Source organism: Aquirhabdus sp. (assembly GCF_046462495.1).
Classification (GTDB): Bacteria; Pseudomonadota; Gammaproteobacteria; order Pseudomonadales; family Moraxellaceae; genus Aquirhabdus.
The window spans coordinates 360,966-382,612 of the sequence record NZ_JBKGVE010000004.1 but is presented as its reverse complement, the minus strand read 5'-3'; the positions used below and the strand labels follow the sequence as shown (position 1 = coordinate 382,612).

22 protein-coding genes are annotated in these 21,647 nt (G+C 48.3%); 9 read left to right on the top strand and 13 right to left on the bottom strand.

The window, feature by feature from the left end; translation table 11 throughout:
* Positions 1-57: 57 nt before the first annotated feature.
* The 5 genes from ACLHG7_RS05220 to ACLHG7_RS05200 all read left to right on the top strand — a co-directional run bounded on the left by ACLHG7_RS05220 (position 58) and on the right by ACLHG7_RS05200 (position 4,766).
* Entirely contained in the window at positions 58-1,062 is a 1,005-nt protein-coding gene (locus ACLHG7_RS05220; protein ID WP_410209980.1) for a helix-turn-helix domain-containing protein, read from the top strand.
* A 271-nt stretch (positions 1,063-1,333) separates the two neighbouring features.
* Positions 1,334-1,915 (top strand): TetR/AcrR family transcriptional regulator, encoded by a 582-nt coding sequence (locus ACLHG7_RS05215; RefSeq protein ID WP_410209979.1) that lies wholly within the window; start codon positions 1,334-1,336, stop codon positions 1,913-1,915.
* Between the two features lie 172 nt (positions 1,916-2,087).
* Complete coding sequence (locus ACLHG7_RS05210; protein ID WP_410209978.1) at positions 2,088-3,017, top strand: oxidoreductase; 930 nt, start codon at positions 2,088-2,090, stop codon at positions 3,015-3,017.
* A gap of 119 nt (positions 3,018-3,136) precedes the next feature.
* Positions 3,137-4,141, top strand: coding sequence for an MBL fold metallo-hydrolase (locus tag ACLHG7_RS05205; RefSeq protein ID WP_410210389.1), 1,005 nt, complete (start codon positions 3,137-3,139; stop codon positions 4,139-4,141).
* A 103-nt stretch (positions 4,142-4,244) separates the two neighbouring features.
* On the top strand, positions 4,245-4,766 hold the full coding sequence (locus ACLHG7_RS05200; protein WP_410209977.1) for an N-acetyltransferase family protein: 522 nt from the start codon (positions 4,245-4,247) through the stop codon (positions 4,764-4,766).
* Between the two features lie 13 nt (positions 4,767-4,779).
* Here ACLHG7_RS05200 and ACLHG7_RS05195 read toward each other — a convergent pair whose 3' ends face one another.
* Positions 4,780-6,249, bottom strand: coding sequence for a heavy metal sensor histidine kinase (locus ACLHG7_RS05195; RefSeq protein WP_410209976.1), 1,470 nt, complete (start codon positions 6,247-6,249; stop codon positions 4,780-4,782).
* Positions 6,215-6,901: a heavy metal response regulator transcription factor gene (locus ACLHG7_RS05190; RefSeq protein WP_410209975.1), complete on the bottom strand. Its 687-nt coding sequence runs from the start codon at positions 6,899-6,901 to the stop codon at positions 6,215-6,217. The genes ACLHG7_RS05195 and ACLHG7_RS05190 overlap by 35 nt, the downstream gene beginning before the upstream one ends.
* Before the next feature lie 484 nt (positions 6,902-7,385).
* Here ACLHG7_RS05190 and ACLHG7_RS05185 point away from each other — a divergent pair, with 484 nt between their 5' ends.
* A complete protein-coding gene (locus ACLHG7_RS05185; RefSeq protein WP_410209974.1) occupies positions 7,386-7,628 on the top strand; it encodes a hypothetical protein in 243 nt (80 codons plus the stop codon).
* Positions 7,629-7,930: 302 nt separating this feature from the next.
* Positions 7,931-8,974 (top strand): NAD(P)H-quinone oxidoreductase, encoded by a 1,044-nt coding sequence (locus ACLHG7_RS05180; protein WP_410209973.1) that lies wholly within the window; start codon positions 7,931-7,933, stop codon positions 8,972-8,974.
* Positions 8,975-9,008: 34 nt separating this feature from the next.
* On the opposite strand, the gene ACLHG7_RS05175 is transcribed toward ACLHG7_RS05180, so the two are convergent.
* The 5 genes from ACLHG7_RS05175 to ACLHG7_RS05155 form a co-directional block, all read right to left on the bottom strand.
* A complete protein-coding gene (locus tag ACLHG7_RS05175; RefSeq protein WP_410209972.1) occupies positions 9,009-10,316 on the bottom strand; it encodes a carbohydrate porin in 1,308 nt (435 codons plus the stop codon).
* 70 nt (positions 10,317-10,386) lie between these two features.
* Entirely contained in the window at positions 10,387-11,976 is a 1,590-nt protein-coding gene (locus ACLHG7_RS05170; protein WP_410209971.1) for a GMC family oxidoreductase, read from the bottom strand.
* A 64-nt stretch (positions 11,977-12,040) separates the two neighbouring features.
* On the bottom strand, positions 12,041-12,595 hold the full coding sequence (locus ACLHG7_RS05165; protein WP_410209970.1) for a sugar dehydrogenase complex small subunit: 555 nt from the start codon (positions 12,593-12,595) through the stop codon (positions 12,041-12,043).
* Positions 12,596-12,606: 11 nt separating this feature from the next.
* Entirely contained in the window at positions 12,607-13,950 is a 1,344-nt protein-coding gene (locus ACLHG7_RS05160) for a c-type cytochrome (RefSeq protein ID WP_410209969.1), read from the bottom strand.
* Between the two features lie 392 nt (positions 13,951-14,342).
* The gene (locus ACLHG7_RS05155; RefSeq protein ID WP_410209968.1) at positions 14,343-14,639 is read right to left on the bottom strand and encodes a hypothetical protein; all 297 of its coding nucleotides are present in this window, start codon (positions 14,637-14,639) and stop codon (positions 14,343-14,345) included.
* A gap of 180 nt (positions 14,640-14,819) precedes the next feature.
* On the opposite strand from ACLHG7_RS05155, the gene ACLHG7_RS05150 reads away from it, so the two are divergent.
* Positions 14,820-15,680 carry a LysR substrate-binding domain-containing protein gene (locus tag ACLHG7_RS05150; protein WP_410209967.1) on the top strand — a complete coding sequence of 287 codons (861 nt, stop codon included), beginning with the start codon at positions 14,820-14,822 and terminating at the stop codon, positions 15,678-15,680.
* A 28-nt stretch (positions 15,681-15,708) separates the two neighbouring features.
* Here the strand turns inward: ACLHG7_RS05150 and ACLHG7_RS05145 are convergent, their stop codons facing one another.
* From ACLHG7_RS05145 to ACLHG7_RS05120, 6 genes are all read right to left on the bottom strand, one after another.
* Positions 15,709-16,503: an alpha/beta fold hydrolase gene (locus ACLHG7_RS05145; RefSeq protein ID WP_410209966.1), complete on the bottom strand. Its 795-nt coding sequence runs from the start codon at positions 16,501-16,503 to the stop codon at positions 15,709-15,711.
* Positions 16,504-16,757: 254 nt separating this feature from the next.
* Complete coding sequence (locus ACLHG7_RS05140; RefSeq protein WP_410210388.1) at positions 16,758-17,456, bottom strand: alpha/beta hydrolase; 699 nt, start codon at positions 17,454-17,456, stop codon at positions 16,758-16,760.
* A gap of 114 nt (positions 17,457-17,570) precedes the next feature.
* The gene (locus ACLHG7_RS05135) at positions 17,571-18,374 is read right to left on the bottom strand and encodes an SDR family NAD(P)-dependent oxidoreductase (RefSeq protein ID WP_410209965.1); all 804 of its coding nucleotides are present in this window, start codon (positions 18,372-18,374) and stop codon (positions 17,571-17,573) included.
* A 261-nt stretch (positions 18,375-18,635) separates the two neighbouring features.
* Positions 18,636-19,232 (bottom strand): NADPH-dependent F420 reductase, encoded by a 597-nt coding sequence (locus ACLHG7_RS05130; RefSeq protein WP_410209964.1) that lies wholly within the window; start codon positions 19,230-19,232, stop codon positions 18,636-18,638.
* A 43-nt stretch (positions 19,233-19,275) separates the two neighbouring features.
* Positions 19,276-19,761: a YybH family protein gene (locus tag ACLHG7_RS05125; protein ID WP_410209963.1), complete on the bottom strand. Its 486-nt coding sequence runs from the start codon at positions 19,759-19,761 to the stop codon at positions 19,276-19,278.
* Positions 19,762-19,781: 20 nt separating this feature from the next.
* Positions 19,782-20,768, bottom strand: a complete 987-nt coding sequence (locus ACLHG7_RS05120) for a zinc-binding dehydrogenase (RefSeq protein WP_410209962.1) — start codon at positions 20,766-20,768, stop codon at positions 19,782-19,784.
* A 257-nt stretch (positions 20,769-21,025) separates the two neighbouring features.
* Between ACLHG7_RS05120 and ACLHG7_RS05115 the strand changes: the two genes are divergently transcribed.
* Positions 21,026-21,532, top strand: a complete 507-nt coding sequence (locus ACLHG7_RS05115; protein ID WP_410209961.1) for a hypothetical protein — start codon at positions 21,026-21,028, stop codon at positions 21,530-21,532.
* Positions 21,533-21,647: the final 115 nt, after the last annotated feature.

Genomic DNA, 21,647 nt, shown 5'->3' with positions numbered 1-21,647 from the left:
AATAGTCGACCCCGAGGAGCTAGAAGAATTAGCATGCTTATGCCATTGAAATCACTTATGTTTCCCATCCAATATTTGGAAGTCTGTGATGGCATAATCAGTGCGAAGAATGGAAATCTGAAGAGTCTGTATCGTCGCTGTTCAGTCAATACCCAAGACTTGCTAGATGTGACGGCGATGATCAATGGTGAGCAACTCTTGATGGCTTTTACTATTGCACTGGAATATTGCTCGCCAAATCAACCCATCGTTTTGCAAGTCCTTAAACATTTTCCGCTGACGGCGGTTGGCATGCTTGGTATGCTGGTGCTGACCTCACGCACACTGGGTTATGCACTGAACGCCGCGCTGGAGTTCTTTCCACTGGTGATGCCTGCCTTCACAGTCACCCAACACTGTATTGGTGATGAGGTTCATCTGTTGTTTGAACGACTGACGGACTTTGGTGTACTGAATGCCACTGCTACTGAATTGGTGATGCTGGTTATGCATAAGATTGCAGTCTTCATGCAGGTGCAGTTCCCGTCCATCCATATGCATTTTGACCATCCTGCTGCAAGACACGATGCTGTCGCTGTGTACGAAGCCGAATTGCCTATCCATATTCATTTTGATAGTAGACAGAATATCATCATCTTTCCGCGCGCTTCGCTTGATACTCCGTTGTCCACACGAAGCCTTGCTCTGCATCGCATGATAGAAAAAACTTTACATGAGCGCAAGCAACGCGTGGAATATCTAACACCCATCAGTCACAAGGTGAAACGCTTGATCAAGCTTTGTCTGGATGAAAATCGGGTCATCAATGGCTCGGTGATTGCCATGGGTTTGAATCTGTCGCGGCGTACATTAGCACGGCGACTGGCTGAAGAAGGCTATCAATTACCGTATCTCTATAATGAAGTCTGTGTTGAATACGCCGAGGATTTACTCAGGCATAGCCAAAAAAGCATTGCTGAGATTGCCTATAAAGCAGGCTTTAGTAATGCCTCTAACTTTACGCGTACCTTTAAACGCATCACAGGTAAAACTCCCAGTAGCCTGCGTACCGACATCAAATAGGATACAAACTCACAACTATAAAATTAAAATGGTGAACACTCGACCAAACAAGAAGACCGTCACCTTCAATCAACAAGAAAACAAAGTCAGCCAAGCCATCGGTCATTAATTCACATTAAGACCACGATCTAAAAAGCCTTGGGTCCGTAGAGCTTTTTATTTGTTTTGGAGATCCATCAATCTCATGCAACGACGATATACAAAAAAACCACTTGACCTTTGCCTCAATTTATATATGATTGAGTGATCACTCATTTAATGTTCTGGAATTATGGCTCGACCGCGCAGTGAAGATAAACGTGATGCCATTTTAAATGCCGCCATTGACGTACTGGCTGAACTTGGCGAACGTGCGCCGACCTCGAAAATTGCCAAGCTGGCAGGGGTGGCTGAAGGCACGCTGTTTACCTATTTCAGTAGTAAAGAAGAATTGCTCAATCAGTTATATCTGTCGCTGAAAGCTGAGCTGCGCCAAGTGATGATGTTGCATTATCCGGAAAGTGCAGACCTGAAAGCTCAGATGCACCATGTCTGGCAGAGTTATCTGAATTGGGGGGTCAGCCAGCCTGAGAAGCGTAAAGTCATGGCACAGCTCTCGACCTCAGAGCAGATTACCGAACAAAGCAAACAGATCGGCATGCAATCCTTCTGCGATCTGACCCAATTGATTCAGGATCAGATCAACGGTGGTGTGCTTCGTGACTACCCGCCGCTATTTATAGGGTCGATTCTAGGAGCACTGGCCGAAGTCAGCATGAATTTTATGGCGCAAGATCAGGCCCATGCAGACCGATACCGCGAATCAGGTTTTGACGCTTTTTGGCATGCTGTGGCACGCCATAAACAACAGTAACAGGATGAAAAGAAAAGGGACGTTTTCCGTCCCTATTTTAGACACAGTTAATGAGTGATTAATTACTCATTAACCATATGTAGCGCCAGTTGTGCTCCCATGACTCTTGTGATGGATCGCACAATGCAATATTGACTGAACAATTTTTATTCCTTGAGAGGAGCAACACGACATGACAGACTGGCAGATACAAGATATCCACTCCCAACATGGCAAGCGCGTCGTGATCACGGGTGCAACAGGCGGACTCGGCTACGAAACGGCCCTAGTACTCGCAGGCAAAGGTGCCGAAGTGATCCTGACAGGACGCAATGCCGGCAAAGGACAAGCAGCATTGGACGCTATACGCGCAGTCTATCCCAATGCACAGATCCGCTATGACCATCTGGATCTCTCTAGTCTCGATTCGATCCGTGACTTTACGACGCGCTTTGCACAGGCGCACGACTCGCTCGACATTCTGATCAACAATGCAGGCGTTATGACACCACCCACTCGCCAAACCACAGTTGATGGCTTCGAACTGCAAATGGGTACCAATTATTTGAGTCATTTTTCACTCACCGCCCAGCTTTTGCCGCTACTGCGCAAAGTCATTGCACCGCGGGTGGTTAATCTCAGCAGTAATGCCCATAAACTGATGGCCAACATCCATTTTGACGACTTGCAGTGGCAACAGCGCTATAAACCTTGGCCTGCCTATGCTCAGTCCAAACTAGCAATGCTGATGTTTGCTCTGGAACTACAACGACGCAGTGATGCAGGAGGATGGAGACTGATGAGTAATGCCGCTCACCCAGGTTATGCGCGTACCAATCTGATCGCCAATGGTCCAGGTACAGACAATCTGACCACCAAACTGGGACTGCTCCTCCAGCCGATCATGAGTCATTCCGCTGCTGATGGTGCGCTGCCGACGTTATATGCAGCAACTGCACCAGATGCTCAAAATGCGGCCTATTACGGCCCTAAAGATTGTTTTGAACTCAAAGGCCCCGTTGCAGCAGCCGCCATTTCACGCCGAGCACAAAACACCGCCATCGCGGCACGACTCTGGCAAGTTTCCGAAGCGTTAACCGGTGCTGTCTGGCCGAACGTTTGATACAAAAAACACCATTTAATCTTTCAAGATCGACCCGATATCTGACTTTACGTACATCCTCTGATGAGGATATGAACAGGACCTACACCATGACCAGTGACATCCTTAACCATCTTGAGATGAGCCCTACAGCACTGTCTTCACAACAGCGCGATGGTCGCTTCTGGAATCTGCGCCCCAACCTGCACAAAACCACGCTGTGGAAAACTCTGCAACTGATGTGGCGCTTCGCCTTCAACAAACCGACGGGCACAGTGCCGAGCCAACCCATCCCTGTACTAGCGATCACGCAGGCACAATTGCTTGCCGCACCTGACCGTTCACTATTTCGACTTGGTCACTCGACCATGCTACTTAAGCTGCGTGGGGAGTTCTGGCTGACAGATCCAGTATTTTCCAAACGCGCCTCACCGTTTCAATGGATCGGTCCAAAACGCTTTCACCAACCGCCGATCAGCATCACAGACCTCCCACCGATCAAAGGCGTGATCCTGTCACACAATCACTATGATCACCTCGACTATGACGCAGTCATGCAACTTAAAGATAAAGTCGAGCACTTTCTGACGCCGCTGGGTGTCGGCGATACGCTGATTAAATGGGGCGTGCCTGCGGAGAAAGTACAACAACTGGACTGGTGGCAAGAGACCCAAGTCGCTGGATTACAGTTTGCGGCAACGCCAGCACATCATTTCTCAGGACGCGGATTGTCAGATAGCAATGCGACCCTGTGGGCATCCTGGGTGATTATCGATGATGACTTGCGCGTGTTTTTCAGTGGTGATACCGGTTACTTCGACGGATTTAAAGAGATCGGCAACCGCTATGGACCGTTTGACGTGACCATGATCGAAACGGGGGCATATGATGTGGAATGGCCCGATGTCCATATGCTGCCCGAACATACCCTGCAAGCCCATCTGGACTTAAGAGGTCGTCAACTCTTACCTGTGCATAACGGTACGTTCGATCTGGCTCTGCACGTGTGGAATGATCCGTTTGAACGCATTGTGGCATTGGCAGAACGACATGGTGTTGCCGTCAGCACACCACAAATGGGTGAACTGCTTAATCTCAATGAGCCAAAAGCAGAAAATCGCTGGTGGCGAGCGCTGCCAATTTAAGGCTTGGCTATGACGATAATTTGTTACGACATCCCCATCGACAACAAAGTGTGCAGCTCTCAATAATCATGGATTTTTACAACCACGCTTAAAAGATAGGTCTATGCTGAATATACGCAAAGCGTTGCAGGTTGATTTCATCGAAATGTGGAAAATTTTTACAAAAATTATTCAGGATGAGTCAACCTATGTTTTTGGTCAAAATACGAGTTTTAAAGATGCATTCGACTATTGGTTTGGCGATGGCATCAACAGCTATGTGGTCGAAGAGGACAATAGAATATTAGGGATGTATAAGTGCATCCCTAACCAAAGAGACTTAGGCAGCCACATTGCAAATGCATCTTTCATGATTGACCCCAGTGTAAAAGGGAAAGGGTTAGGAAAGATGCTTGGCATACACTGTTTGCAGAAAGCCAAAAAAGATGGATATCAGGCGATGCAATTTAACTTCGTCGTGAGCACCAATGAACCTGCAATCGCTTTATGGAAAAAGCTCGGATTTACCATTATCGGGACCATACCAGAAGCATTTAAACACCAAAGATTAGGCTTCGTTGATGCGTACATCATGCACAGAAAACTTGATGATACATATCCTTTAAATCAATGCCCCCCGGGCTGAGATACGCTAGTGGCTACCCAGCCGGTCTAAGCCAGAGACGCATCGTGAAGGTGATCTGTTGCCCTTCGGAGCGGACTTCAATATCACCACCATGCATCTGCACAATCGACTTGGTGATCGCAAGACCAAGACCTGTGCCCTCATCAGTCCGCTGCTGTGCCGTCGCACTGCGATAGAAGCGATCAAAGAAATGCATCAATTGCTCAGCAGGCACTGGGGCAGCATCGTTTTGCACGGTGATGGTGGCAAAGTTCAGACTCTGTGACAAATCAATCAAAATGATACTGTCTCGATTGCCATAACGAATGGCGTTTGAAATCAGATTACTCAGTGCACGGCGCAGCATCAGTTGATCGCCATGCACGATGGCACGACCAGACAGCTTAAGCTGCATCCCCTTTTCTTCAGCCAGTGCGTCATAATATTCATACAACTCAAAGGCTTCTTTGCCGATATCAACATCTTTGGCATGAAAAAGATTGATGCCATGATCGGCCTGAGCAAGCAGCAACATATCAGAAATCATGCGCGATAAGCGCTCATACTCTTCCAAATTGGAATAGAGAATTTCTTGATAAGTTTGATTATCCCGAGGCTGTGTTAAACAGACCTGAGTCTGGGTCATCATATTATTGATCGGTGCGCGAAGTTCATGTGCAAGATCGGAAGAAAATTCTGAAAGCCGGATAAAGGTGAGTTTGAGTCGATCCAGCATCTCATTGAAAGAACTTGCCAGCGGTACCAGTTCCGTCGGAGCATTATCAGTATCCAGTCGCTCGGTCAGATTATGTGCCGAAATCTGTTCTGCTACACCAACCATGGACTGAGCACTCGACAATCCTTTCCGCGTTGCATACCAGCCAAGCACCATCAGACATAAGGTCCCAAGACCACCCACCGCAAGTAATAGTTCACGAAAGTGATGAAGAAAACGAGTGTGTTTCCGCACTTCAAGACCGATCATGATGCGATAATTGGTGGCCTGATCGACCGTATTCTCCTGTGTCAGGAGCATGAACAAATAGCGCTTGTGATTAATCGGCCACTCTTGCTGCTCTAAGGTCTTATCCTGCGTAATCAACAAGACCATGCCTTCTTTCTGATGATCTTGCCACTCTTGCAAGGTTGGCCCTTGCCCGACGACGAGCTGGCTCGTGGAGGGCTGTAGATTTTCGGTGGTAAACAGCGGAGTTCCGATCGGGCGCTCAATACGAACTATGGGTTTGCGGCGACTGATGAATGCGGATTTTAATTCATCAATGGTATTTTGGCTGTTGCTGGGATGGTCCTTTAAAATACTTTCGACCTCAGACATCCGCATTTCAAGTCTTTCGCGATCAACCGCAATCAGTTGCTGAGTCACTAAATGATCAATCACCAGTCCCATGATCAAAAAGATGATCAATGTGCACAACGAAAAAATGAGACTGATGCGGACGCTCAGAGACCTAACGATTTTCCTCAATTTCAGTTTCCAAGACATAGCCCATACCGCGTATCGTTTTTATCAGCTTCGGATGAAAATCTTGATCGATTTTATTGCGCAATCGTTTAATGGCGACTTCAACCACATTGGTATCACTTTCAAAATTCATATCCCATACTTGGGATGCGATCAACGAACGAGGCAGTATCTCACCTTGCCTTCGCATAAACAGCTCTAATAACAAAAATTCTTTCGCGGTAAGGTCAATTTTGCGACCTGCGCGTGTGACGCGGCGACGGCGTAAATCCAGTTCAATGTCAGCCACCGAGATCATATCATTGTCCTGTTGCTGACTGCGTCGCAATAGACTCTTGATCCGTGCAAGCAGTTCGGTAAAAGCAAACGGCTTGATCAAATAATCATCGGCACCGAGTTCTAAACCTCTGACCCGATCATCCAGATGACTTTGTGCAGTCAGAAAAAGTACCGGCATCCAATATTCTGCCTTACGGATCGTTGACAGTAAGGTCCAACCATCCATTTTGGGCAACATGACGTCTAAAATCAGCAGATCATAACCATCAGTCAATACCTGATTCAGCGCGGATTGGCCGTCACTTACCCAATCAACTGTATACCCCGCCTCAGTGAGACCTTGCTTAAGGTACTCCCCAGTCTTAGATTCATCTTCAGCAATTAAAATTTTCAAACGTTGGTGTCCCCATATGAGCTGCCAAATCCGCATCACGCGTGCATGCAGTGTAAAGTCACACCATTATAATGAGTTGTTTTAATATGACAAAGCAAGCATGCTATAACATCAGACGAAAACAAAAATGTTGCAATATACGCACAATATATTACCACTCTGTGACAATTTTAATAAAAAATGTACTGTGACACAATATATAAGTATATTAGGTAAAGTATTTTACTTATAACGAAATAAGAATCAATATTCACAAAACAATTTAAACGTTTAAAAACAAATATTTAAAAAGATTAATTATTTATAATTCTCTCACTTATATCATGCCTACAAAATGCACACATATATATAAATATTAACTTTAATCAAACCTTATGCAATTAACACCAATATGACGCCAAAATTACTTTTTTGTCATATTATGGATATTTAAAACACAAAGAAGCATATTATGGATATTAAATAAACACGAGCAATTAATATCATGAACGCTTTTTTAATTGAACATCACAACATGACCAGAGAATATCCAAATTCATCACTCATCCCAATCGAAGATGAAGTGACGCATATTGCCGATTTAGAGTTCAATTTGGGCAAAGGCTTGATTAAGAAGTCAGGACAGGAAATCAATGTCACAGCAAGACAGTACGCCTTGCTGGAACGCTTTATTCAGGCCCGCACAGAATCACAAAACTGCTATCCCGATATTTCATGTGATACCTGATTGCAAAGGCCCCACATACACCGCTTCGACGCCCTTGATCTCTTGAAAATGGCTCGGTGAGTTCGACTCAGTCCGTCCTCTTTATCATGATGCTCACCCCCCTGCTTAGATGCAGTTTCTTTCGCAGCACCCTTCTCTCCAACAAATCTCTCCACCAAAAAATACATGAACTAAGTCACAATAATCGACAAATTTAAGATAGATTTGTATAGGAAATGGAGTACGCTCTCTGCTAACCATTCATTAGCTTGGCCAGATGACTGATCAATTCTTTACATGCTGTGACCCGTTTGAGATCTCCCATGAATAACCCGATTCAATTTTCCGATGCTCATCTCCCAGAAAGCATGACTGAAATCAGCATCACTCATCCAGGAAAACCTGAAGTGTTGGTGCCCCATCAAGCAGCAATACCCGTACCTGCTGCGGATGAACTACTGATTCAAGTCTTTGCGGCTGGGGTGAATCGACCGGACATCATGCAGCGCCAAGGCATCTATCCAATGCCCGCTGGTGTCAATCCCGTTCCGGGACTTGAAATTGCAGGTTTGGTGATCGCGAAGGGGGTCAATGTCAGCGGATTCTCACTCGGTGACCGAGTATGTGGACTGACCAATGGCGGTGGCTATGCCGAGTTTTGTGTACTCCCAGCTTCACAAGCGCTGCCGATCCCGAAAGGGATTACGTTTATTCAAGCAGCGGCAATCCCTGAAACTTTCTTTACAGTCTGGGCCAATCTCTTTGAAATCGGCAAGGCCAAAGCGGGTGACCGCGTACTCATCCATGGCGGCAGCAGTGGAATCGGTACTACCGCACTGATGCTGTGTAAGGAATTCGGGATAGAAAGCTTTGCGACCGTAGGGAGCGCAGAAAAATGTCATTCGATTGCCCACCTCACCTACCCGATTAATTATCGTGAGCAAGATTTTGCAACCGTAGTTTTACAGCAAACCCAGCAACAAGGCGTCGATGTGATTTTGGACATCGTTGGTGGATCTTATTTTGCACAGAACCTGCATGCACTCGCGCGTGATGGTCGTTTGGTGATTATCGGCTTTATGGGCGGGATCACGGCCAAAGACGTCAACCTGCAAGAGCTGGTATTAAAGCGGGCCATTGTCACTGGCTCTACCATGCGGGCAAGAACCCGTACTGAGAAAGCGAAGATTACGAAAGCACTGCTTAAACATGTTTGGCCACTGCTTGCCGCTGGCAAATGCTTGCCGATGATTCATGCGGCCTTTTCACTGTCTGATGTGGTCAAGGCGCACGAAATGATGGAGGCCGGTGATCATGTCGGCAAGATCATTTTAACGGTTCCACATAAAGATGTGCCGAATCCCTAATCAACACCTTTGCTCAAACAAAACTGCTCACTGGCTAAAAATTAACATTGGTCTTTAGACCAAAAACCAAAGCATTTTTATTGTCGGTAGTACCGCCTGGATGGATCACATACTGTAGATCTGGCGCAATCGACACGGAATGGATCAAACCAATGTTATAGATCGCTTCAAGCACATATTCATTGTGCTTGGGTGCGACCTCAGCTTTGTGATGCACGACATTGCTTTGATCGACAAAGGTGTTATAGCGATCATTAGTATGCAGTGCGCCGAAGGTGATTCCAAAGTAATCATCGGGACGGTCAAAAGCACCTACGTATTTAGCGCCCACGTTGATCACCCGATCAGTCTGCGAGGTCGCCTGATCCGCAAAGGCCGAGCGCCAGAATAAAGATAAACCCTGGCCTTTGACCACCCCGGTGATTTGCTGATCAATATTCTGATAGCTGCCATAGCGACTATTGCGCTGCATCGGCTCACCACCACTCACCGCTAGAGGTTGACCTTGGGTATTCAGCAGCAGATCATCTCCGCCCGCGTTGTTATACCAAAAGCCGAGTCGATAGCTTGCTGGATAACCCGCAACTGTGGGCAACCAACCGAGCTCCAATGGGAAGACCGCGCCGCGCGTGCCTTTTGGATTATCAGGTCGCCAGCCGTAGTCTTCTGCATAAGCCGTGGTGCCAATCACCGGATTGACCTGATAAACGCCCAACTGCGCATAGGTCTCCGCTGTGGTTTTGACTTTAAGACGCGCCGCCCAGACACTCACCGGATAGGTAAACCAATAGCTGCTCACAATCTTACCCGGCACTGAGCCGCAGATCATATTGTTCTGGAAGTCACACGGAAAGCTTGAGAAGTCATCACTTAAGGTCAAGCGTCCGATACGCAGTGCGACCGTGTCGCCCCACAATTTCTGATCCAAATAGAAACGGGTTAGACGCCACGTTTCCCCGCGGCCATAGATTTCTTGGACTTGTTGCAGGGTGCCTAGGTGCGCATCATTACTGGTACTTTCTCCGCCGCGCTTACTATAGGTGATCTGAAAGCTCCCGCCCTGCCAGCCCAATAGTCGATCCAGATCCAACGTGGTGCCGAGTGCAAATTGGTCGGCATAGTCCGAGACATGTGAGGTACCACCGCGGAAGTTATGGGCAAACTCCCCCGTGTAGCCGAGGCTAAACGTCACGCCATCCTGTGCTAATTGGGTCCGAACGCCGCCCCAATCACCAAATAAATACGGGCGCGTTTGCAGGTTTTGATCACTATTTTCAGCGGAGGCATAACCAGAAAGGATAAGACTCATCGCAGTGATGAGATAGGCGGCGCGTTTTATCATTATAGATCTCTCATGCAAATAAGCTTGCAATGCTCTCTCCCACAGGGATATCCGTGGGAGAGTCCTTGAACTAGATTTCGCGACTGATGATGTCGCCGATACGCAGTGCAAGGGCATAGCCCGTCAGTGTTGGATTCACCACCGTTGAACTGGCATGCACACTGGTACTGGCGATAAACAGATTGGCATGATCATGGGTGCGGCACTCGTGGTTCACCACTGAGTCTTTGGGATTAGCGCCCATAATGGTTGTACCCATGATGTGCGAACTCGGCACCCAATCGTCGGGATTGCTCAGCACCTCACTGGCCGCAAAGACCGTACGGAACTGATCATAGTCCTGAAACAGACGCGGCAGCGCAGCGATAGAATACTGCGGCATACGAAAATCGGTCTTCGGTTTAGCGATGCCCAGTGCATCGACCTGAGTGCTAAGTTGCACACGATTGATGGGATCAGGCAACACTTCAACATAAGACGCAATCTTCAGATAGCGCGCGGCATCATGGCGAATGGCTTCATCCAGTGCAGGCCCTACTACGCCTTTATCAATCAGACGTTTGGTGATCAGCTCGTTAGGGACAGTGTTATCCAAGAAGTGGCGGATAGACCCGTGTTCTTTGCGGAATTCACCGTCGCGCCAAGTATTAATACTGCCCTGCTGCGTCGGACCACGACCCGCCCACACCGGATCTTTGACCAGCATCGAGATCGACTTGCCAATATGCCCCATATAATTACGTCCGACTTGGTCGGAAGAGTTGGCGATGTTAGAGATCAAAAGCAGTTTAGGAATCTCTACACCATGTGCCGCCAGAATAAAATATTTGGCAGTCAGACGGGTAGATTTACCATCTGGGGTCTTGTAATGAATCGCGACAATCTTACCGTCATTGCCTTTCTCAATCTTGTACACCACCGCATTGGTCAGGAGTTTGGCGCCATTCTCACGCGCCCATCTTACTGGCATATCGCCTGAGAACTGTGCGCCGATCGGACAGATCGGAGCACAGTTATTATTGCCCGCGCAGATCGGACGACCGTTATACGGACGGATGGCACGAGCATTGGGCTCATCAACGAAATGATGACCGACACTGCTGGTTTTACTGGCAACCTGTTGAGTTAGATAAGTCCATGCCTGCATTTGCATCGGATAGGGTTTGGAGCGTGGTGGGAACGGCTTGCCGCCCTGTCCGCTCTGATCATCGCTGTCTGAACCCGATACCCCAATTTCCTCTTCCGCCTGCTGATACCATGGCTCAAGGTCATCGTAGGAGATCGGCCAGTCACGTCCCTGTCCATAGAGCGATTGCAGCTTGAAATCGCTCGGCAGGTTACGCCATGTTGCGCCGCCCCAATGCCAAGTGGTACCGCCGACTAAACGGAGATAAGCAGGCTTCTGAACAATCGGTCCGACACTTTCAATATAATTAGGTGTCGATGATTTGGACGCCCACGGCTGCTCTGGGTAAGGCCCGTTATAGTCTGATTTATTACCAAAATTGCGGAAGGAGTTGAGGATTTCAGCGCGCTTCACTTCAGGGCCCGCTTCCAAAATCAGTACGGCGTGTTTCTTTTTAGCCAATGCATTGGCGACTGCGCCGCCTAGAATTCCTGCACCCACCACTATTACATCTGCATCGTATTCAGTTGCCATAATACACCGTCACTCTCATATTCATCTTGTGGGTAAATCGCCATGCCTGCAAGGGGTATCGTCTTTAGACACCCGTGAGTAATGGCGTCGCCGTCCAGTATTCTGGTCGCCCGCGGATATAGGTTGGGATCACCGTTACATCTTTGGTGGTATCAAACATCAGTGCCATCTCGTAGGCGACTGCCTTGGCTGTCGCACCGCGCCCGACATTGCCGGTATAGAACGTTTCGATGATCAATAGACAGGTTTTACGCACCGCTTGATCTGCCTCAGTAAAGCCTGCAAAAAGCCGCGTGACATCGGGTGCTTGGATACGTTTTACGGTATCCAACACTGCCTGTAACTGCGGTGCAAAATCAGGGATATTCTTTTTTAGCGCCGAAAAAACCGCTGCGGCATACGGCGCAGACAACTGAGGCTTTGCCACCAAAAAAGTCGCAAGGCTATAAAAATCGGTGGTACTAGTGTCAGGACTTGGCGCAGCACTGGCGATTAAACCCGACGCCAGCAGTACCGAACTGCTCAAGACACTGAGTTTAATAAAGTGTCTGCGGCTCGGTGCACTGCCCAACTGTTGCGACTCAAGTTGATTCGACTGGTGTTGATTAGACATCGTCATCATGATTCTCCTTAGTGGGCGGGTCTGAGTTTTTTTACATCATGCGCAGAGACCGTACCTGCCCCATGCCCAAAGGTCACGGTGACATAGTTCGCCAGTGTCGCTAGTTCCTCATCATTTAACTCACCCGCAAACGCCGGCATGAAGTAGTGGTCCTTGCCATTTTCCACTTCTGCACCATTGAGCATGACTTGAATGAGGTTATGCGCATCTTTAGCACCCAACACACTGTTATGCACCATTGAAGGATAGTAGCCATCTGGGGTGCCAACACCCGTCTTACCATGACAACTGGCGCAGTGATTCAAATACAGCTCAGCACCGGTTGGGGCTGCTTTACCCCCTTGCGCTGCAAAGCGGACATCCTGATAGTCCATCGTCGGCTGACCAAAGCTTGAACGCGCGACGGTTTGCTGATCTTGGTAAGCCGGCACGGTCACTAAATACGTGGCCATCGCCTGTAAGTCAGCATCAGACATCTTGCTAAAACTATGGGTGACCGCTTCAGCCATGCCCCCTGCAGCCTGCGCCTTGTTCGGCACATTACCAGTATGTAGATACTGTACGATTTCAGCTTTAGTCCATGTGCCAATACCAGAGTGCGGATCACTGGTAATGTTATAGGCTTGCCAGCCGCCTAACGCTGCACCAGCAAGATAGTGCTTGCTGGTTTCATCATAGGCTTTTTCTTGCATGGCTAGACCACGCGGGGTGTGGCAAGTTCCGCAGTGTGCGGCACCTTGAACCAGATACGCGCCCCTATTCCACTCTGCACTTTGTTCAGGTTTGTTTTGATAAACCCCTTTGCTCAGAAACAGTTGATTCCATACTTTTAATGGGAAACGTAAAGTCAGCGGCCATGGAAAATCGGGTTTACGGTTCTCCTGCGCCACAGCGGGTACCCCTTGCATAAAGTAGGCGTAGAGACTTTGAATATCATCTGGTGTGAGCTTGGCGTAAGCGGTATAGGGCATTGCGGGGTATAGATTGCCGCCATCACGGCGAATACCATACTGCACCGCACGCTGAAACTCTTGAAGGCTGTAGTTACCAATACCGTGTTCTTTGTCCGGCGTAATATTGGTGCTGTAGATATTGCCCATCGGTAGGGGCATCGGTAGACCACCGGCAAACGGCTTACTGCCTGTCGTACTGTGGCAAGCGACACAGTCGGAAGCGATTGCAAGCGCCTTGCCCTGTTCAATTCGTTCTGGGGTAATTACCAGAGGTGCCGAAATCAGTGCGTCACTGTCTTTCGCTTCGGAGTGCCAAATAAACAAGGCGCCCAGTAAAACAATCAGCAGGGGCAGACCTAAGAACGTCACAATAATTTTTGAGCGTCTTCGTAGGGGCATAATGAATCACTCTTTTTAAAGCCAATCCGCGATCTACTTTAAACCGAACAACGAGAGGAGATGAAGTGTCATTCAACATCAAACCAAATCCTACCCTTGATCGATTCGGCTAAAATAAACCAAAAAATATCGTCTATCGAAATCACGCATCTAGAGACAATAATCGACCTGATTTCATTGTGTATTGAACCGAGTATAAGCAACCAGTCGGACCGTGAAATGATTAAGAATCCATAGAATCATTGCACACGTCCACAACATTTGAAAACATCAATGACCACATACTGATTTGCCGCGATGACACGGGGTATCAAGAAAAAAAAACACTGCCCCCAACTGAAGCAGTGTTTATGAATGTGGGCGTAAGCCCACCGCTGCGGAACACGTTGGCGTTACTCGTTATTTGCCGGAAGGTGGAGTACCGGAAAGCTCGAGTCAACATTTGACTGGTCATCGTCCAACTCTGAAATGGCTGTGCCGATGATATAACCGTGATATTGAAGTTGCCGATTCAGTATTTCCAAACCAGCGGGGCCTATACCCTGTGTAGCCAGACGCTCTAACGTCCAATGCTCAAAATCACGAAGGGTTTCGATACCCGCAGCCTGCAACAAACCGATATACTTTGGATGGATATTCAACTGATCCACGGACGTATCTGGACTCATACGTTTCGATGCGACTTTCATTGGATCACCTCTATCTCAAGTTCAAGGTGTAGATACACCCTGTCAAACTTTCACCATCCTCTTATACCCATCCCACGTCTTCAATAATAAGTTGCCATCTTAGTGATTGTGCATAGAACGCACAAGATGTAAAATTTACGACACTCTATTGCGAATTTAGCACCAATGGACCTTAACCACTTGCAATTGTTTGTCGAGGTCGCCAAAGCTGGCAGCTTTTCTGCGACCGCGAAGAAGCTCAATGTCGAGCGTTCATCCATCAGCCGTAACATTGCGGCTCTCGAAAAAGCTTTAGGGGTACAACTCTTAAGTCGTACCACGCGTCAGGTCGCCTTGACTACCGCTGGGGAGCTGCTGTATCGCCAGATTTCCCCTCATCTGGATTCGCTACAAGAAGCGGTCACTGGGCTACCTGAGCGCGAGGAGCAGCCCGCAGGGCTGATCCGCGTCACGGTACTTGGCGATATTGCAATTAAATTTTTGGCTGGGGCGTTGGCAGGATTCACTGCCCGCTACCCTGCGATTCAGGTCGAAGTGCATATCAGCAATCATCTGGTTGATCTAGTGAATGACGGCATCGATGTCGCTCTAAGGGTGGTGAAAGCCAAACTGAATGACTCGACCTTGATCGCTCGCCCTCTCACCGATATCGTGATGCATGTCTATGCAGCGCCTAGCTATTTAGCGCGCGCCGGCACACCGCGCACGCTGATTGAAGCGGCAGATCACCAATGGTTGGTTTATCGAGATATGCGCATTCCCCAGTTGGTTCAACCAACGCAAAAACCTGCAGTGACTGGAGATGATATGCTGTTCTTACAGGAAGCCGCCAAAGCAGGTATCGGCATCGCAGCCCTGCCGACCTTTTTGGCACGTCATGATGTGGCGGCGGGCAATCTGGTACGCATCCTACCGGAGACATCCATTGTCATCGGAGTATTGAATATACTGCACCCCCCTGCCAAACAATTGTCACGGAAAGTGCGGGTCTTTCGAGAGTATCTGGTAGATTACCTGAGTGTGCATCCATTGGTGGGGTAGCGCTTTGCGTTCTTAACTGCAAGAGCTTTTATGCCTCTCCCAAAAAACCCATCACCTCGTGAATAACTGCTGCATCCGCAAGCAAACGCCGATGCCCTAGACCTGTAAGCGGTACAAAGCGGCTCCCCGCCCATGCTGCCGCCACACTTTGAGCCGCAATCATCGGAATCACCCGATCATCATCTGAGTGCAGGATCAAAGCAGGGATCGTAAGGTGAGTGGCAGACTTTTGCAGATCAACATGGACTGGGTCTACACCAAACTCCCGCAACGTATCAATCATCTGTTGCCGAGCCGTCTCGTCATAGCCCAATTGAACCGCCGTCATTTGTATTGCATCCATAAAACGACGCGGCGGTGAGATCAATACGGCTTTGCCTGCGATCAGCCCACGTTCAAGTGAGTCACCGCTAATACCCGCCCCTAGAGAGTGTGCGACCACCGCATAAAAATCTTGTCCTAGCGCCGTCTGGATCTCCAGCAGTGCCTTGGCACAAGTAGGGATTGAGGTTCGCTTGCCCTCAGAGCGACCATGTGCCGGAAGGTCAATCGCCGCGACGCTAAAGCCTTGTGCTAGGGTCGCCACAATCAACGGCTCAAAATCCAGAATACTGCCTTCCCAGCCATGCACAAACATCACCAAGGGTCCCTGCCCCGCACTGGAGACATGCACCTGCCCTGCTTGGGTTGTGATTGAACGCTTGCTTTGCACCCAATTGCCCAACTGATCTTCAGCAGGCTGTTTACGTGGATCAGGGGTTAAAAAGCGAATGGCGATGTCGCGGGGGGTGAAACTCTGCGGCGTGATGCTGGCAGTATTCATAGCGGTTTTCCTTCTGAAATCTTGCTGAATATTTAGATGATGATCATCATTTATAATGAATCATATGACGATCATCATCTAAAAACAAGTCCCAATGAGATGTCATCTCCTGACACCCTCAGTCTGAGTATCAATTTCAAAAAATAATATTTGTCACTAAAAAAGTCGGCCTTCAAAAATAAAAACGGACGATCAACGCAGTCCTTCGTTGTCGTCCGGCAGTTTGCAATGATGCATTAAAGCAACGTCAGTCCTTAGACATAACCCAGCGCATGCGCTGCCTCATCAATCAAATCAGTGACTTGTACAGGCTGTGATGCCAGTGAGGCATGGCTCGAAGCCAAAGTAATCACCCTGCGTGCGCCCAAGCGCGCTGACATCCGCTTTTGATTTTCAGGAGCAATCATGCGGTCTTCGCTGGAAATCTGATACCACGATGGTTTATTTTTCCACGCCGGTGCCGTGATTGCATCGCCAAAGGTACTCGCAAGCGGCGCTTTCTGCGTCACGCTCATTACCAACCCCTCATCCGAGGTCAAATCCTGACAAAAGCTTTCGCGGAACAGCTCTGGCTTGACCCACAAGTAACCATCGCTATCGGGAGCCAGATTGGGCGCGGCAACAGGAGGATGCTCTTGGGTAATACCACCGGGGCTCTCGCCAGCATCGGGTGCAAAAGCAGCGATATACACCAGCCCGATCACATTCGGTTGATCACCAGCTTCCGTAATCACGGCGCCGCCATAGGAATGGCCAACGAGTAAAACTGGACCTGTTTGTTGGGCAATCATCTTGCGGGTGCGCTCAGCATCATCAGCCAGTGATGTAAGCGGGAGTTCTACAGCCTTGATCGAGGTATAGCCTTTTTTGGCCAGTTCCACGATCACCTTACTCCAGTGTGCAGCGCCGCCCCAAAACCCATGAACGAGTATAATTGTTGGTTTTCTCATGATTGTTGCTCCATTTGACACCTCAATGTGTGCCCTGAGATTAGTCTTCCAGCCACCACCTGCCCAGTAGTCGATTGTTGTCTGTACTCGAACTTTGCGTAACTAAGACGCTATGATTCAATCTTTTGCCAAGCGATCTTTAAGCCGCTTGTCACGCTGGCGGAAATAAGGTTGCATCGCACGGATCACCACGCTGGGCATAGCAGCCAAAGCTACCTCACCCATGACGCCTACCGGACTACTGACTCGAACAGGACGTTTTTCCACAGCCTCAACAATCCAGCCCGCCGCACGCTCAACCGTCATCATCCGCTCATGTTTATAAATGGCAGTCCGTGATGACATCGGAGTGCGTACCAGTGGGAAATACACCACCGTTGTGGTGATTCCTTTATGCGCAAACTCAGCCAGAAGTGAGCGTGAGAAGGACTCAAGCGCCATTTTACTGGCAATATAAGCAGAGAAAAGTGGAATTGGAAACTGCGAGGACATGGTCGTGATATTCACCACATGACCACTGCCCTGCTCGATAAAACGCGGCAGAATGCGCAGCGTCAAGCGCACGGCGCTGAGATAGTTCAATTGGATGGTGCGCTCAAAGTCATGAGGCCGATCCAAAGAATCCTGAATCGAACGACGGATGGAGTGCGCAGCATTATTGACCAGTGCATCAATACGTGGATGCGCTTGTAAGATCGCTTCGGCACACGCATTGACCGACGCAGGCTCTGACAGATCACACGGATAAACCCATGCCTCACCACCTTTGGCGCGAATCGCCTCTGCGACACGCTCAAGCTCCTCAGTGCGTCTAGCGACGAGACATAAGCGTGCCCCGAGACCTGATAATTGATAGGCGGCTTGCTCACCAATCCCGCTGGATGATCCCGTCAAAATAATGGTTTGTCCGTGTAACTTCATCCCTAACATCTCCCTATCAATACGCCTGTTTTAAAGTCCCGAGCCTTAATCAATACCTCGGCTTTAAAAAAAGCATACGCCACATCCAGTGGCATACCATTGACCTTGAATCTCTTTTTTAAGGTCAATAAATGCAACTGGGGTCAATGAACGGTAATCATCGACACAGCATCGCTACCCAGAGAATGTGGCGCAGGGAATCCTATAAACCGTGTCATCGTTAACGCAAAATGCGTCATGGCACGAATATCTGACAACCCATTAGTCGTATTTCACCAAATTTAATATGGCCAGTGGGCCACCCGGAAACTGAACCAATCGACTCTCATTGAATCCTCCCAGGTCGACAGGTGCAAAACCTAGGCGTGTTATCAGATCACTCACCGTCTTCTTGGCATCCGCATCCTCTCCCGCCAGAAACAATACTCGGTGACCACCATTAACCTGCGGATCAGAATCCAGTACGCGTGCCAGTAAATGGTTAAAAGCTTTGACGACACGAGCACCTGCAGCCCAATCAGCAACAACTTCACTGGATGCACGGCCACCCAAATCCACAGCCTGATAGGACGGAACTTCAACGGCGTTATTGGCATCCACCAAGATACGGCCCTGCCACGAGCCCGCATCTTTTAACGCACTGGACAGGCGATTCCAGTTAGCAGCAACAAAGACCAGATCGGCTTGCGTTGCTTCTTGTAGACTGACCGCTGTGATGTTCGGACCTAATTCATCTGTCAGCGCTTTTAAGGACTCAGGACCACGGCTGTTTGCAATCGTAGCTTGAATGCCATTTTGAGCCAGTTTACGCGCTATTGCTGAGCCAATTGCGCCCGCACCGATAATAGAAATTTTCATTATGTTTCCTCTAAGTGAATAAGTTGCAAATCATTAAGCTTAACTATTGTTTTGGCGGATTGGTTGTTGAGAAAATATAGCGCGCAATACGCCACTTTCCATTTGACTCGCGATGCATAAGAAACACCTCTTGATTGGCCTCGGATAGGGTCACCAGAGTTGCAGTCTGCAGTAACTGGGTTGTGCCAGCAGAACGCGTCTGGACATAGGCCCAATCAGCTCCAATCGGCTTTACCTCATCAATTGTAAATTTCACATTCAATTTGATAAGTTTAAAAATATCGCTATAGACTTGACGAATATGCTCAATCCCAACAGCAGGCAAATGGTTCTGGGGCATAAAAACAGCATCTTGGGTGTACAGGTTTATGACCTGATCGACATCAGAAGCATTCAGCGCGTTCTGATAACTGAGCAGAGGTGTAATAATTGCCTCATGCTGAACAGTTGCAGGGCTCTGCGCCATCACTGAGGTGGACCCCAAAACAAGTACAGTAACGGCCGCAATACTTAGCATTGTATTTGACATGATCTTCTCCAGTGATGTGATTAAACTTCAATAACCAGCTTGCCCAATACCTGATTGTTCTCGATCATGGTGTGCGCCTGTCTGACCTCAGAAAATGGCAGAACTTGAGTAACAATAGAAGGGATATGACCTGCAGCAATCTGATGTGCAATCTCAACCAATGGATTGTCAGTTAACGGCAATGCTGATGTTCCGATCAGCCCACTGGGGAAAAAGCTGAGTTGTACTGCAGTTGGTAAATCCTGCATTAAATGAAAATCTGACAAGACTGGCGCACCGCCCAACAAGCCAATGACTGTCACCGCGCCAAAAGGCTTGACTGCTTTGATGGTATCTTTCAAGGTAGAAGCACCTACTACCTCAAGTGCAACGTCAACACCACTCGGCACCACGGCTTTGACCAAATCCGCGATGGCGCCGTTATCTACGATCGTCACATCAGCACCAATCGTATGCAGACGTGCACGATTCGCCTCATTGCGGGTTGTGGCAATAACACGGAGTCCTAATGATTTGGCATAAGCCACCGCAGCCAACCCAACTGACGAGGTTGCACCACGGATCAGAATAGTTTGTCCCACCTGCACTTTAAGGGTTTTGACCAAAGCACCCCAAATGGTGAGATAGGCTTCAGGCAATGCCGCAAGCTCACGCCAGGGCAGTGTGGTGTCTTTAAGTGAAATGACATTACTACGCAATACCGTCACTTCTTCAGCATAGCTGCCATGACGCGTGAATTGCAGACCACCCATAGCAGTGGCGACTTTTTCGTCAACTTGAAAAACGCCAGCGGGGTCATGGATCACCTCTCCAACCGCTTCAATACCTAGCACAACAGGGGCTGTAATTTCACCCATATTACCTGCTCGGCGATAAATCTCTGCGCGATTGACTCCAAAAGCTCGGACACGAATTTGGACCTCATCAGCATTGGGAGCTTTCGATGAGATGTCTTTCAATTGTAATACTTCGATTCCACCAGCTTGTTCAACGATATAGGCTTTCATATGCTCGCTCTCTTTATTTAAAAAAGTAATGTGTTTGGACAACTTGCTCTTGCAACACGATCACTATAGACCTGCTCATCGATGACAAGGAATACCGATATTTAAGAACACTCCTCCCTAAAATGAGAGGGTTGACTTCAATACTTCTTTCGATTCACGCCCAGTGCAGCGCATAGCAAACGCATCTAGAATCATGAGGGATAGCCCTATCGCACTTTTTCTGTGTTAATCTTTCAACTTGGGGAGTGGTAGAGGTTATGGAGATGGTTCTAATCGTCATTGCAGTGCTGGTTGTCTGTGCAATCGCTTATCTTGCAATTCGGTCAATTAAAAAACACGTCGATTTTTTTCAGACAACGGCATCGATCTATAAAATCACGGGTTATAAAGAATTTGATTTTGAAATTGTCGGTGAACATAGCTATCAGCAAGCGCTGAAACGCATTGCGGGCACAAAAACGGAAACGCCTAAAGAACATTATGCAGTCGCCACCTTAAATCACGAACCCAACAACCCCCATGATCCTGAAGCGTGCGTGGTCAAGATCAATACCGAAACCGTGGGTTATCTCTCCAAACAAGAAGCCTTCGACTTTCTGGATGAATTGGATACCTTAAAAATCGCTCGCAGTACCTTCTTTTTGGTCGATGCCGTGATCATCGGCGGCTGGAAAAACAAAGACAGCGAAGGCAGTTATGGCGTCAAACTCGATATGCCCTTTAATATGGGTGACTTGAGTGAGCGCCTTAAAAGAATGGATTAGTATCGTCTCGATGTTAATCCACAACAGCGCATCCTCTTAAAATCCCACTGCACGAAACACACCATCTCCCTCCATTCTCCATCAAAAATAATGATAAATCCTACAAGATGGCGTA